The organism is Nonomuraea sp. ZG12 (assembly GCF_052068115.1).
GTDB lineage: Bacteria > Actinomycetota > Actinomycetes > Streptosporangiales > Streptosporangiaceae > Nonomuraea.
In genome coordinates this window covers 1-13979 of the sequence record NZ_JBQHCW010000022.1, presented here as the reverse complement: position 1 = coordinate 13979, position 13979 = coordinate 1, and the positions used below count along the sequence as shown (strand labels likewise).

Below are 13979 nucleotides of genomic sequence, written 5' to 3'. Positions count from 1 at the left end.
TTCACCCGCCCGCGGTGAGCTCCCTCACCACGGGCGGAGCCTACCCCGGCAGCTCGCTGAGGGCCTCGTCGATGCGCTCCTGCGACAGTGTCAGATCCTCCATCCGGCCGGACAGGTAGCGGTCGTAGGCGCCCAGGTCGAAGTGGCCGTGGCCACACAGCGCGGTGAGGATCACCTTGTCCTCGCCGCTCTCCTTGCAGCGCAACGCCTCGGCGATGGTCTCGGCCAGCGCGTGCGTGGGCTCCGGCGCGGGGACGATGCCCTCGGTGCGGGCGAACCGCACGCCCGCCTCGAAACACTCCGACTGCGACTTGGTGACCGCCTCGAACAGGCCCAGTTCGTACAGGTGCGACAGCAGCGGCGACATGCCGTGATAGCGCAGCCCGCCCGCGTGGATGGGGTCGGGCACGAAGTCGTGGCCCAGCGTGTGCATCTTCAGCAGTGGCGTGAGCCCCGCCGTGTCGCCGAAGTCGTAGGCGTAACGGCCCCGCGTGAACGAGGGGCAGGCGGCGGGCTCGACGGCGCGCAGCGTCGGATCGATCTTCCCGGCCAGTTTCTCGCGCAGGAACGGGAAGACCAGCCCGGCGAAGTTCGAGCCGCCGCCGGTGCAGCCTATGATCACGTCGGGCATCTCGTCGAGCTGGGCCAGCGCCTCCTCGCCGATCACCGTCTGGTGCATGAGCACATGGTTCAGCACCGAGCCGAGCGCGTAACGGGTGTCGGCCTCGGCGGCGGCCACCTCGACCGCCTCACTGATCGCGATGCCCAGGCTGCCCGGCGAGTCGGGCTCCCCGGCCAGCACCTTGCTCCCCGCCATCGTCACCGGGGACGGGCTGGCGTGTACCGTCGCGCCGTACACCTGCATGAGCGAGCGCCGGTACGGCTTGTGCTCGTAGGAGGCCCGCACCATCCAGACCTGGCATTCCAGGCCGAACTGGGCACAGGCGAAGGCCAGCGCGCTGCCCCACTGTCCCGCGCCGGTCTCAGTGGTCAGGCCGCGCACGCCCTCGCGGGCGTTGTAGTAGGCCTGCGGCACGGCAGTGTTGGGCTTGTGCGAGCCCGCCGGGGAGCCGCCCTCGTACTTGTAGTAGATGCGGGCCGGCGTGCCGAGCGCCTTCTCCAGCCTGCGCGCCCGCAGCAGCGGAGTGGGCCGCCAGAGCCGGTAGACGTCGAGCACCTCCTGCGGAATGGCGACGAACCGCTCCTGGCTCACTTCCTGCCGGATGAGCTCCATGGGGAACAGCGGAGCCAGATCCTCCGGCCCCACAGGCTGCCTGGTGGCCGGGTGCAGCGGAGGCGGAGGCGGCGTGGGCAGGTCGGGAACGATGTTGTACCAGTGGCTGGGGATCATCGTCCCAGTCTGCGCCGGTCAGCGACCGGGTTCCAGGCTCGTGGCCGGGTGTCGCGGTGTCACCGTGCGACCTTGACCGCCAGCCGATGCGGATGATCCGCCCGCACCACCACATCCGCGACATCCGCCGGCCGCACCTCCCGCTCATACCGCTCGTACGCGGGCAACCGCCACCGCTCGTCCTCCGCCGTCCGCCGCGCCAGCGCCCCCTCCGACAACCACAGATGTACGCTCACCTCGATCGGCAACCCCCTGCCCAGCAGCAGCGTCCCGTCGAGCAGCAACACCCCACCGGCGGGCAACGTCTCGTACGGCACCCGGAAGGCCCGATCCACCCGGCTGTCCCACAGCGCGGGCAGCACCTTGCCCGACCGCCCCGGATCGAGCGGCTCCAGCACCTCCCGCGCCAGCGCCGCCGTGTCGAGCCAGTCGTCGTAGAACACGTCCGGATCGATCCGCCCGTACTCCAGCCGCAGCGAGGCGGGCCGCAGGAAGTCGGCCGCGGACACCCGCAACACCGTCCGCCCCCGCACCCGCAGCGGCGCGACCAGCCGATCGGCCAGCTTCCCGGGCTCCGCCGCGGCCGCCCCGTCCACGGCCACCCGCACCCAGGCGTCCCGAGGCCGACCCGAGATCGACTCGGCCAGCTCATCGACCAGCGATTCCATGGAGATCGGTCGTGCCCGCACCCCTGTGAGCCTACGAGCCGCGAATCCGGCACGGACGCGCGGATGCGAAAGGCCAGGCTCCCCATGGGGATGACCTGGCCTTTCGTGCCGAGAGCGGACGACGGGAATCGAACCCGCGTAGCTAGTTTGGAAGACTAGGGCTCTACCATTGAGCTACGTCCGCGCGAACCGGTCGAACTCTGGACTAGACTTCATCCGGTCGTCAGGGCGTAAGCGTACCGGAGTCCCGGAGCGTGTGCGTAACCGACGTAACGGGGCGTGGCGCAGCTTGGCAGCGCGCTTGCTTTGGGAGCAAGAAGTCGCAGGTTCAAATCCTGTCGCCCCGACCAGCTCAACGGCCCCTTCCGAATCGGAAGGGGCCGTCTGCGTGACCACGCCTCCGCCGGCGCCCGAAGACGCCGGTCCATCGTCACGGCGTCCGACCGGGCTACGGGCGGATCCGCTTCCGGTGGGCAACGCTGAACATGGGCTCACGCTGAGCCTGGCTCCCGCGTTCTGGCTTGCCTGAAGCGTGAGAGCAGGGCTTCTCTCCAGTCGATGTCTACTCGCTGGCCGGCTGGTCTGCGAAACATCGGCAGTTCGGTGGCGTCGCTCTGGTCCGATGCAATGTCACCCTCGGGCGCGAAAGATTTGAACGCCTCGACCGCATTCCGGCGGATCATATGCTGGTACAAGTGTTTGTCGTCCCGGAAGTCCCACTCCGCGACTTCGTGCACACAGGGATTCCTATGGGGCCTTTCGGGCACAAATAGGCAAATGTGTGATATTCCGCCGGTTTCTTCCCGGCGGCCTGTCCCACCTGCTCCTCGGCGATGCGTCCAGCTCTTGATGTCCCTCGGTAGTGAACGGCAGGATCACACCGTGACTGACTACGAGCGGGTTGCCGACGTCATAGGGGACACCACGTGGATCACCTGGTGTACGAGCGCCACCCTGGACGACGTCCTCGCTCTTTACGGCGGAGGCCGGAATCTGGTGACAGCCGCCACGTTCGGCGAGGCCGACGACACCGCGCACTTTCATCTCAACGAGGGAATACCGTTACTCCTCGCCGGTGCGCTCGGCCATGGCGTCGTCCTCTTGGAACCAGGGCTGCCCTGCGTGGAGACCAACGAGCGAATCCGCCTGTCTCAGGCAGGTGTGTGCCTGGACGTCGGCTGGAGTGACCACGGCCCAGCGATGATCACCTACAGAGGCTGGCGTGTCGCGGAAGCGCAGCCCGCCGGGGCGATCAGGGGCTTCCGACTCCGGCGGAAGACATCCGGCCGGACAGGGCGGGAAGGCGGTCGCTCGACGGCTCCGCGATCGGCCAGGCCCTGAAGTCCACCGCGTCGTAGGCCTCCAGGGGGTGCGAGGAGAGTCGCCCGCAGGTGGGACATTGAGGGAGTCAGCAGATCTGCCGACACGGGAGCGCCGTCGAGCTCAACGGATGCCATCGGTTGAGCGCAGGCATGCCGCGAGCAGGCACGGTACGTCCCACCGGGGGCAGGGGTTGAAAAGCCACCTCAGCGTGAGCCGGTCTTCTTGCCGCACACCTTGGGAAGGCCGCATACCTTTTTCGCCATTTTTCTGGCCTGACCGGTGATTTCTTTCTTCGCTCCTCGGCCCCTGGCGTTGGCGGTGTAGAGGAACAGAGCGGCGCCTCGACGGCCGACGACCGCCAGGTCGTCGGACTGGGCCAGGCGCCTGCCGTGCGCGTCGTAGTCGTAACCCGCCACCGACCGGGCCTCGTCTCCGACGCGCGACGGCTTGCCCACGTAGCCGAACCGGTCGCGCTCCGCCACCGCCGGCTTCGAGCACCTCGCCAGGTCCGCCCGGAGCTTACGGAAGGCAGCCTGGGCGGATCTCGCATCCCTGTACAGGACGAGCTGTTCGCTGACGCCCGAGGGTGCGCTGGTGAGGTAGGTGATGGTGCGCATCGCCACCCGGCCGTCGCGGGGTTTCCCTTTCGAGCGGCAGGGATTGAATTCGAGCCGGCGCGACAGGTTGTCGCTGATCTCCCACCACTCCTCGTCCATGACGACCGAGCCCTCAGCGGCCGCGCGCTCGGTCAGCAGGAAATGCTCAGGAATCTTGGTGGCGGTGGCGGTGGTGGCGTGGGCGGCGCTCGTTCCTGCCAGAACCGAGCCGATCACCAACGCCACGGTCATCGTCTGCTTGATCACGAATCACGAGATGCGCGACCTTTACGGATAGTTCGCATATCGGCCCGCCGTGATGCGATACAGCGACTTCTTGGGGGAGTGATGGGTTTTTGAGGGCTTACGCCCTGCCTACTCTGAGAGGAGATGGCCCGAGGAGGACCCATGACCAAGTTCATCGACGTCCATCACGGCATGGTCGGCATCACCGCGGACCAGCTCCGGGAGGCGCACGAAGCCGACCTCGCGATCCAGGGCGAGGAGGGCGTGACCTTCGAGCGCGCCTGGGCCGACCCCGAACAGGGCTTCGTCTGCTGCCTGTCGGAGGGGCCCAGCGCCGAGGCGATCCAGCGCATCCACGAGCGGGCCGGCCACCCGGCCGACGAGGTCCACCCTGTGCCGTTGATCGTCTGACCGGCAACCAGGGCGAACGAGAGCAGTCACCGAATCGCCGCCACCTTCCGCGTCGAGCGACGGCGTCCGGCGTCGCCAGGCGGCCTTCTCTGAATTACTGGCGTGGAGCGCGTCGGCCGGAAACGAGGAAGGATGCACCCATGATGCGTGTTTCCTCGACGGTCGCCGTCGCTGCGGCAGTGTCGCTGTTCGCCGCCTTCATGGTCTCTTCGACGACCCTCGTGGCGATCTTCTGCGTGTTCAGCCTGTTGTGTCTGGTCGCGTGGTTCTTCCTGGAACGCCGCGGCGACTGACCGGCCGGGCCGAACAGGGCGGTGGTGGTTTTACGGTTCGGTCCGAAACAGCGCCCACACGGCCTTGCCGCCATGCGTCAGCGGGTCCCAGCCCCAGCACTGGCTGTACGTCTCGACGATGTAGAGGCCGCGCCCGTTCTCGGAGATGAAGTCCGGCTCCTTGGGGCGGGGCACGTCGTCGCTGGGGTCGGCCACGGCCAGCAGCACGTGCGGCACCACCCGCATCAGCAGCAGGGTGATCTCGCGCCGGCCCCGGGCGTACATCGCGTACCTGACGGCGTTCGTCACGAGCTCCGACACAACGAGCGCCGCGTCGTCGCCGAGCTCCGGCAGGCCCCAGCCGCGGAGGGTGGAGCGCGTCACGTCCCTGGCGGTCTTGACCGAATCGGCCTGAAAGGGCAGGGGGCACGAGGTGGTGTACGGCTTCCCCGAGGTCAGCAGGTGGTCGAAGCCGAACTCCCGGGTGATCTGCAGGCAGTCGGCAGTGGCCAAAGGGTCCTCCACCATCCCGCCCGTACCTCCCAGTTTCCGTCTGAGTTCGTGCATGTTTCGCCCAAAATGCACTAGCCCATCATGGGACACCATCAGGTGTCGCTGCAAGACCCAAATGCACGTGCATGTGCCATGTGCAGCCGCATGAGCGGTAACTGGTTACGTATCCGAATCGGACACCAGGTTGAGACCTTGTCATACCCAGCGATGTGGTGTCACTGTGTGTGCGGACCTTGATAGGAGGCAACGTGACGCAGAACCAGCCGGGCTCCGGGCCGACGGCGTTGCGCATCCTCCTCGGCTCCCAGCTTCGCCGGTTGCGCGAAAGCAGGGGAGTCACCCGCGAGGAGGCGGGTCACCTCATCAGAGGCTCCGAATCCAAGATCAGCCGCATGGAGCTCGGCCGGGTCGGATTCAAGGAGCGCGACGTGGCCGACCTGCTCACGCTCTACGGAGTCGTCGACGACCAAGCCCGCGCCGCCGTGCTCGACCTGGTCGTCACGGCCAACGAGCCCGGCTGGTGGCACCGCTTCAACGACATCCTGCCCACCTGGTTCCAGGCGTACGTCGGCCTCGAGGAGGCGGCGGCCCGGATCAGGACGTACGAGGTCCAGTTCGTGCCGGGGCTCCTGCAGACCAAGGAGTACGCGCGCGCCGTCGTCACGGCGGGATCCGCCGGGATCGGCCCCGAGGAGATCTCCCGGCGGGTCGACCTGCGCCTGGAACGCCAGCGCGTGTTCGACAAACCCGACGGCCCAGTCTTCTGGGCGGTCATCGACGAGGCGGCGCTGCGCCGCCCCATCGGCGGCGCCGAGGTCATGCGGGCCCAGCTCGAACACCTCGCCGAGTTGATGCGCCAGCCGAACATCACGATCCAGATCATGCCGTTCAGCTTCGGCGGCCACAGTGCCGAGGGCGGCGCGTTCAGCATCCTGCGCTTCCCCGATCACGACCTGCCCGACGTGATCTACGTCGAGCAGCTCGCCAGCGCCCTCTACCTGGACAAGCGCGAGGACGTGGACCGTTACACCGAGGTGATGGAGCGGCTGTGCGCTGTCAGCACCACCCCGGATGAGACCGTCGAGCTGCTGCGCGCCATCGCGGAAGAGTTCTGAGAGCTGCCGCGCCTGCCCTAGACTGACAGACGGCGCTTGGATCCCGCCGTGGCGGAGCATGCCCAGCGCAGATCACGTGGGCGCGGCGCCCGAGCCGTAATCGAATGGACGTGCCCGCGATCACTCGAAGCTTGATCAAGGAGACCACCCCGTGAAGACCGCTGTCGAGGAGCTCAGCCCGACCCGGGTCAAGCTCACTGTCGAGGTGCCGTTCGACGAGCTGCGCCCGAGCATGGATGCGGCATACAAGAAGGTCGCGCAGCAGGTGCGCGTCCCCGGGTTCCGTCCTGGCAAGGTCCCGGCCCGCATCATCGAGCAGCGCTTCGGCCGGGCGGTGGTGCTGGAGGAGACCCTCAACGACGCGGTGCCCAAGCTCTATGGGCAGGCCGTCGACGAGGTGGACGTGTTCCCGGTCAGCCAGCCTGACATCGAGGTCACGAAGATCGAGGACGGCGAGCAGATCGAGTTCACCGCCGAGGTCGACATCCGGCCCAACTTCGACGTGCCCGACTACCAGGGCATCGAGGTCAGCGTCGGGTCCGCGGAGGTCTCCGACGCCGACATCGACACCCAGCTCGACGCGCTGCGCCAGCGGTTCGCCACGCTGACCGGCGTCGAGCGCCCGGCCACCTCCGGCGACTTCGTCGTGATGGACCTGCGGGCCGAGATCGACGGCAAGAACATCGAGGAGCAGCAGGCCAGCGAGGTCTCCTACGAGGTCGGCGCCGGCTCGGTGCTGCAGGGCCTCGACGACGCGCTCGAGGGCATGTCCGCGGGCGAGGAGAAGAGCTTCAAGACCGAGCTCGTCGGCGGCGAGAACGCCGGCGAGGAGGCTGACGTGATCATCAACGTCAAGTCGGTCAAGGAGAAGGTGCTGCCCGAGCTCGACGACGAGTTCGCCCAGCTCGCCAGCGAGTTCGACACGCTGGAGGAGCTCAAGGACAGCATCCGCGAGGGCTCCCGCCGCAACAAGCTCATCGAGCAGGTCGTCGAGGCCCGCGAGAAGGCGCTCGACACGCTGCTGGACCAGATCGAGATCCCGATCCCGGACAGCGCGCTCAAGGCCGAGATCGACGCCCGCACGCACAACCTCGAGCACCAGATCGCCGAGAGCGGCCTGAGCCGCGAGGCGTTCTTCCGTCTGAACCAGACGACGGAGGAGGAGCGCCTGAGCGAGTTCGAGACCAGCTCCGCCAAGGCGATCAAGGTCGGCTTCGTGCTCGACAAGATCGTCAAGGCCGAGGAGCTGGGCGTCTCCGAGCAGGAGCTCACCAACTTCGTCGTCCGCCGCGCCATGGACATGGGCGTCCAGCCCAACCAGCTGGCCCAGCACCTGGCCGACAACGACCAGCTCACGCTGGCCATGGTCGAGATCGTCCGCGACAAGGCCAAGTCCGTGATCGGCGACGCCGCCAAGATCGTCGACGGCGAGGGCAACGAGGTCGACCTCAAGGCCATCTACACCGAGATCAGCGGTGAAGAGGTCGTCGAGGAGGACGCTGAGGAGTCCGCCGAGGAGCCCGCAGAGCAGAAGAACGAGGCGTAGCCTCCGCCCGAGCACCGAGCCCCCAGTCGCTCTGGCCTGGGGGCTTCGTGCTTACCTGGAGGTAGCGTCCGTTGACCCGAACCTGCGCCGTCAGCGAACAGCCCGTAGACCGGGCATGAGCTGTGGGCGGCGCGCGTTAGGGTCACAAGCAAAGCCAATCGATTACGACGCATCGGAAGGTGAAGCTGTGACCAGCCCGCCGACCTCCTTTCAGCCTGAGTCGCGCGGCCGTGAGAACGGCACGTCGTTCCGGCTTGAGGACCAGCTTTACCAGCGCCTGCTGCGCGAGCGCATCATCGTGCTCGGCCAGGAGGTCAATGACGAGATCGCCAACCGGATCTGTGCCGAGCTGCTGCTGCTGGCCGCGGACGACCCGGAGCGAGACATCACTCTCTACATCAATTCGCCTGGCGGCTCCGTGACTGCCGGCATGGCGATTTACGACATGATGGAGTATGTGCCCAACGACGTCTCCACGGTCGTGATGGGCTTGGCGGCCTCGATGGGGCAGTTCCTGCTCTCGGCAGGTGCGCGTGGTAAGCGCTTCGGCCTTCCGCACGCCCGCGTCATGATGCACCAGCCCTCGGGCGGCATCGGTGGCACCGCGGCGGACATCGCCATCCAGGCCGAGCAGATGCTCTACGTGAAGAAGACACTGGCCGAGCGGATCGCGGTCCACACCGGTCAGCCGCTGGAGCAGATCGAGGCAGACTCCGACCGCGACCGCTGGTTCACGGCCGACGAGGCCAAGGACTACGGCTTCATCGACCACGTCGTGCGAAGCGCGCGGCAGGTGCCCTCGCAGGGCCCCGTCTCTTAGGGGAGCTAAAGTGAACATTCAAAGCCGCTACGTTCTCCCCTCCTTCGTCGAGCGCACGTCCTACGGCGTGAAGGAGATGAACCCGTACAACAAGCTCTTCGAGGATCGCATCATCTTCCTCGGAGTGCAGATCGACGACGCGTCGGCCAACGACGTCATGGCGCAGTTGCTGACGCTCGAATCGCTCGACCCCGACCGTGACATCAGCATCTACATCAACTCGCCCGGCGGGTCTTTCACCGCCATGACGGCGATCTACGACACGATGCAGTTCGTCAGGCCGGAGATTCAGACCGTCTGCCTCGGCCAGGCGGCCTCCGCCGCGGCCGTGCTGCTGGCCGGCGGCACCCCGGGCAAGCGTTTCGCGCTGCCCAATGCCAGGGTGCTGATCCACCAGCCGTCCACCGAGGGCGGCGGCCAGGGAAGCGACATCGAGATCCAGGCTCGCGAGATCCTGCGCATGCGAAACCTCCTCGAGGACATCGTGGCGAAGCACTCCGGGAAGTCCTCCGCCGAAGTCCGCAAGGACATCGAACGCGACAAAATTCTCAACGCGGACGAGGCAAAGGCGTATGGTCTGATCGACGACATTATCCCGTCCAGGAAGAAGCGAGCTCAGGCCGTCGCTTCCTAGACGAGACGTGAGGCACCGGAGCGCTGCCCAATAAGGCACGTTCCGGTGCGACTCGCCGCTAGGGGGCTCACTGTGGGCCCAGAAGACGGTAACGTCGAAACCTGAGCGGTTCGGACCGGGTCCGGAGGATACGGATCGCGGGAGCAGGACGGTCCCACGCAAAGGAGTATCTGGGGTGGCACGCATCGGCGACGGGGGAGACCTGCTGAAGTGCTCTTTCTGCGGGAAGAGTCAGAAGCAAGTCAAAAAGCTCATTGCCGGTCCAGGCGTCTACATCTGCGATGAGTGCATAGATCTCTGCAACGAGATCATCGAGGAGGAGCTCTCCGAGTCCTCCGAGCTCAAGTGGGACAACCTGCCCAAGCCGAGGGAGATCTACGAGTTCCTCGACGCCTACGTCATCGGTCAGGACTCGGCGAAGAAGGCTCTCTCGGTGGCGGTCTACAACCACTACAAGCGGGTGCAGTCCGGTGACCGGGGCAGAGACGACGGCCTAGAGCTGGCCAAGAGCAACATCCTGCTGCTCGGCCCCACGGGCTCGGGCAAGACACTGCTGGCCCAGACACTGGCGAAGATGCTCAATGTGCCCTTCGCCATCGCCGACGCCACCGCCCTCACCGAGGCGGGCTATGTCGGCGAGGATGTCGAGAACATTCTGCTCAAGCTCATCCAGGCCGCTGACTACGACGTCAAGAAGGCCGAGACCGGCATCATCTACATCGACGAGGTGGACAAGATCGCTCGCAAGAGCGAAAACCCGTCCATCACGCGCGACGTCTCCGGCGAGGGTGTGCAGCAGGCGCTGCTGAAGATACTCGAGGGCACCACGGCCTCGGTTCCTCCGCAGGGCGGCCGCAAGCACCCGCACCAGGAGTTCATCCAGATCGACACCACCAACGTGCTGTTCATCTGCGGTGGCGCCTTCGCGGGGCTCGAAAAGATCATCGAGTCGCGCATCGGCAAGAAGGGCATCGGCTTCAATGCCATCATCCGCTCGAAGGAAGAGGTCGACACGGCCGACATCTTCGGCGACGTGATGCCCGAGGACCTGCTCAAGTTCGGCATGATCCCCGAGTTCGTGGGCCGCCTGCCGGTCATCACCTCGGTGCACAACCTCGACCGTGAGGCGCTCATCCAGATCCTCACCGAGCCCCGCAACGCGCTGGTGAAGCAGTACCACAAGCTGCTGGAGCTCGACGGCGTGGAGCTGGAGTTCACCGACGGCGCACTGGAGGCCATCGCCGACCAGGCCATCCTGCGCGGCACCGGCGCCCGCGGGTTGCGCGCCATCCTGGAGGAAGTGCTCCAGTCGGTCATGTACGAAGTACCGTCCCGGCAGGATGTGGCCCGAGTGGTCATCACCCGCGAGTCGGTGATCGAGCATGCCATCCCGACTCTCGTACCTCGTGACCAGCTCGCCGCCAAGCAGCAGCGCACCCCACGAGAGAAGTCGGCCTGAGCTTTCCCGACCAGCGCAAGCGCCCCGTGGATGCACTCCATGGGGCGTTTCCCTTTCCCGTCTCCCTAGAATTGGTCACTGTGACAACGCCAGAGCTGCCGACCCAGTACACCCCGGCCGACGTCGAGACCCGTAGCTACGAGCGATGGGTGTCCGAAGGCTACTTCCGCGCCGACCCGGGCAGCTCGCGCGTGCCGTACAGCATCGTCCTCCCGCCGCCGAACGTCACCGGTGTCCTGCACATCGGGCACGCGCTCGACCACTCCGTCCAGGACGCGCTGACCCGCCGGGCCCGCATGCTGGGGCACGAGACGTTGTGGCTGCCCGGCATGGACCACGCCGGCATCGCCACCCAGAACGTCGTCGAGCGCGAGCTGGCCAAGTCCGGCAAGTCCCGCCACGACCTGGGCCGCGAGGCGTTCATCGACCGGGTCTGGGAGTGGAAGGAGGAGTCCGGCGGCAAGATCCTCGGGCAGATGCGCAAGCTCGGCGACGGCGTCGACTGGGATCGTGAGCGCTTCACCATGGACGAGGGGCTCTCCCGAGCCGTCCAGACGATGTTCAAGAAGCTCTTCGACGAAGGGCTGATCTACCGCGCCGAGCGCATCATCAACTGGTGCCCGCGCTGCCTGACCGCCCTGTCGGACATCGAGGTGGAGCACAGCGAGGACGATGGCGAGCTGGTCTCCATCCGCTACTCCGACGACATCGTCGTGGCCACCACGCGGGCCGAGACCATGCTTGGCGACACCGCCGTGGCCGTCCACCCCTCCGACGAGCGCTACGCGCACCTGATCGGCACGCTGGTCGAGGTGCCGCTCACCGGTCGCATGATCCCCGTGGTGGCCGACGAGCACGTCGATCCGTCCTTCGGCACCGGCGCGGTGAAGGTGACACCCGCGCACGACCCCAACGACTTCGAGATCGGCCGCCGCCACTCACTGCCCTCCCTGACGGTCATGGACGAGCGCGGCGTCGTCACCGCCCACGGCCCCTTCCAGGGGCTCGACCGGTTCGAGGCGCGCCCCGCGGTGGTCGCCGCGCTGCGCGCCGAGGGGCGCATCGTCGAGGAGAAGCGCCCGTACGTCCACTCGGTCGGCCACTGCTCACGCTGCAAGACCGTCGTGGAGCCGAGGCTGTCGTTGCAGTGGTTCGTCAACGTGGCGCCGTTGGCCAAGGAGGCCGGCGACGCGGTGCGTGACGGCCGCACCCGCATCCACCCGCCGGAGCTGGCCAAGCGCTACTTCGACTGGGTCGACGACATGCACGACTGGTGCATCTCCCGGCAGCTGTGGTGGGGACACCGCATCCCCGTCTGGTACGGCCCGTCCGGCGAGGTCGTCTGCGTGGGACCGGACGAGACGCCCCCCGAGGGCTACGTCCAGGACCCGGACGTGCTCGACACCTGGTTCTCCTCCGGGCTCTGGCCGTTCTCCACCCTCGGCTGGCCCGAGGCGACGCCGGAGCTGGCGCGCTTCTACCCGACCTCCGTGCTGGTGACCGGCTACGACATCCTGTTCTTCTGGGTGGCCCGGATGATGATGTTCGGGCTGTACGCCATGGACGGCGAGCCGCCGTTCCGCGTCGTGGCCCTGCACGGCATGGTGCGTGACCAGTACGGCAAGAAGATGTCGAAGTCGTTCGGCAACGTCGTCGACCCGCTCGACTGGATCGAGCGCTTCGGCGCCGACGCCACCCGTTTCACCCTGCTGCGTGGCGCCAACCCCGGCGCGGACGTGGCGGTGAGCGAGGAGTGGGCGGCCGGCTCGCGTAACTTCTGCAACAAGATCTGGAACGCCACCCGCTTCGCGCTGATGAACGGCGCGGCCGTCGGATCGCTCGACGGGCTGGAGCTGACGGCGGCAGACAGGTGGATCCTGTCCAGACTGCAGACGGTGACCAAGGCGGCGGACGCGGCCTTCGAGGACTTCGAGTTCGCCAAGGCCTCCGACCTGCTCTACCACTTCGCCTGGGACGAGGTCTGCGACTGGTATCTGGAGCTGGCCAAGATCCAGCTCGGAGACGGGATCGAGCACACCCGGCTGGTGCTGGGGCATGTGCTCGACGCGCTGCTGCGGCTCATGCATCCGCTCGTGCCGTTCGTCACCGAGGAGCTGTGGCGGGCGGTCACCGGCCGCGAGTCCATCGTCGTGGCCGCCTGGCCAGAGGTCGATCCCCGCTACACCGATCCTGAAGCGGAGGCGGAGATCGTCGCCCTCCAGGAGTTGGTGACGGAGGTGCGCAGGTTCAGGTCCGACCAGGGACTGAAGCCTGGGCAGAAGGTCGCCGCACGGCTGGCGCTGACCGGCACGGCCCTGGCGGGGCAGGAGGGGGCGATCCGCTCGCTGCTGCGGCTCACCCAGCCGTCAGAGGCGTTCTCGGCCACCGCTCGCTTCGCGGTGGGCGGCGTCGGGGTGGAGATCGACACGGCCGGCGCCATCGATGTGGCGGCCGAGCGCAAGCGACTGGAGAAGGATCTGGCGGTCGCGCGCAAGGAGGCGGCTCAGGTGGCGGCCAAGCTCGGCAACGAGCAGTTCATGGCCAAGGCACCCGAGGACGTGGTGGCCAAGGTCAGAGGGCGGGCCGACCAGGCCGCGGCCGACATCGAGCGGCTTGAGAGCCAGCTCGCCGCGCTGGGTTTGAGCTAGACCCAGACGGGGAAAGCTGTTTCGTTACCAGGGAACGGACTTTCCCCGTCTCCGGGGCTGCTACAGTTTTCAACGCGGGGCCGATCAGCCCCGACACTCCTCAGATGGATCCCGATCTTCGGGCCTGTCCGCGTGATTGGACAAGGGCTGAAAGTTCGGGTAAGTTGTGAGGGTTGCCTCGAGAGGGGCGTCCGAAAGATCCCGAATCGGGCGGTTTGACAAGAATCGTCCGGATCTGATAGTCTTCGGTAGACGAAACGAGCGCCTCCGCTGCTCGGTCTGAGTGATCGGATCGTGTGGGGATGTACGCGTCCGTTTCTTGAGAACTCAACAGTGTGTTAAAAGCCAGTGCATGATGCACAACCCCGTCATTTATG

The 13979-nt window shown here is 66.9% G+C and carries 12 protein-coding genes and 2 tRNA genes; 9 read left to right on the top strand and 5 right to left on the bottom strand.

Annotated features, from left to right (window positions below):
- Positions 1-40: 40 nt before the first annotated feature.
- The 3 genes from ACTMTF_RS37985 to ACTMTF_RS37975 form a co-directional block, all read right to left on the bottom strand.
- Complete coding sequence (locus tag ACTMTF_RS37985) at positions 41-1351, bottom strand: TrpB-like pyridoxal phosphate-dependent enzyme (protein WP_397016579.1); 1311 nt, start codon at positions 1349-1351, stop codon at positions 41-43.
- Positions 1352-1410: 59 nt separating this feature from the next.
- The gene (locus tag ACTMTF_RS37980; RefSeq protein WP_441114986.1) at positions 1411-2040 is read right to left on the bottom strand and encodes a uridine kinase; all 630 of its coding nucleotides are present in this window, start codon (positions 2038-2040) and stop codon (positions 1411-1413) included.
- 92 nt (positions 2041-2132) lie between these two features.
- Positions 2133-2203, bottom strand: a tRNA-Gly gene (locus ACTMTF_RS37975).
- Between the two features lie 89 nt (positions 2204-2292).
- Here ACTMTF_RS37975 and ACTMTF_RS37970 point away from each other — a divergent pair.
- Positions 2293-2369: transfer RNA gene (locus tag ACTMTF_RS37970), tRNA-Pro, on the top strand.
- 1176 nt (positions 2370-3545) lie between these two features.
- On the opposite strand, the gene ACTMTF_RS37965 is transcribed toward ACTMTF_RS37970, so the two are convergent.
- Positions 3546-4178, bottom strand: a complete 633-nt coding sequence (locus tag ACTMTF_RS37965; protein ID WP_441114985.1) for a hypothetical protein — start codon at positions 4176-4178, stop codon at positions 3546-3548.
- A 168-nt stretch (positions 4179-4346) separates the two neighbouring features.
- On the opposite strand from ACTMTF_RS37965, the gene ACTMTF_RS37960 reads away from it, so the two are divergent.
- Positions 4347-4595: an SCO4226 family nickel-binding protein gene (locus ACTMTF_RS37960; protein WP_441114984.1), complete on the top strand. Its 249-nt coding sequence runs from the start codon at positions 4347-4349 to the stop codon at positions 4593-4595.
- A 140-nt stretch (positions 4596-4735) separates the two neighbouring features.
- Complete coding sequence (locus tag ACTMTF_RS37955) at positions 4736-4888, top strand: hypothetical protein (RefSeq protein WP_441114983.1); 153 nt, start codon at positions 4736-4738, stop codon at positions 4886-4888.
- 30 nt (positions 4889-4918) lie between these two features.
- On the opposite strand, the gene ACTMTF_RS37950 is transcribed toward ACTMTF_RS37955, so the two are convergent.
- Positions 4919-5380, bottom strand: a complete 462-nt coding sequence (locus ACTMTF_RS37950; protein ID WP_397016618.1) for an ATP-binding protein — start codon at positions 5378-5380, stop codon at positions 4919-4921.
- 248 nt (positions 5381-5628) lie between these two features.
- Between ACTMTF_RS37950 and ACTMTF_RS37945 the strand changes: the two genes are divergently transcribed.
- From ACTMTF_RS37945 to ACTMTF_RS37920, 6 genes are all read left to right on the top strand, one after another.
- Positions 5629-6495, top strand: a complete 867-nt coding sequence (locus ACTMTF_RS37945) for a helix-turn-helix domain-containing protein (RefSeq protein ID WP_397016620.1) — start codon at positions 5629-5631, stop codon at positions 6493-6495.
- Between the two features lie 151 nt (positions 6496-6646).
- Positions 6647-8041, top strand: a complete 1395-nt coding sequence (gene tig / locus ACTMTF_RS37940; RefSeq protein WP_441114982.1) for a trigger factor — start codon at positions 6647-6649, stop codon at positions 8039-8041.
- A gap of 187 nt (positions 8042-8228) precedes the next feature.
- On the top strand, positions 8229-8861 hold the full coding sequence (locus ACTMTF_RS37935; protein ID WP_189137237.1) for a ClpP family protease: 633 nt from the start codon (positions 8229-8231) through the stop codon (positions 8859-8861).
- Between the two features lie 10 nt (positions 8862-8871).
- The gene (locus ACTMTF_RS37930) at positions 8872-9495 is read left to right on the top strand and encodes an ATP-dependent Clp protease proteolytic subunit (protein WP_441114981.1); all 624 of its coding nucleotides are present in this window, start codon (positions 8872-8874) and stop codon (positions 9493-9495) included.
- A gap of 175 nt (positions 9496-9670) precedes the next feature.
- Entirely contained in the window at positions 9671-10954 is a 1284-nt protein-coding gene (gene clpX, locus ACTMTF_RS37925; RefSeq protein ID WP_189137239.1) for an ATP-dependent Clp protease ATP-binding subunit ClpX, read from the top strand.
- An 80-nt stretch (positions 10955-11034) separates the two neighbouring features.
- Entirely contained in the window at positions 11035-13602 is a 2568-nt protein-coding gene (locus tag ACTMTF_RS37920) for a valine--tRNA ligase (protein ID WP_441114980.1), read from the top strand.
- Positions 13603-13979 lie beyond the last annotated feature (377 nt).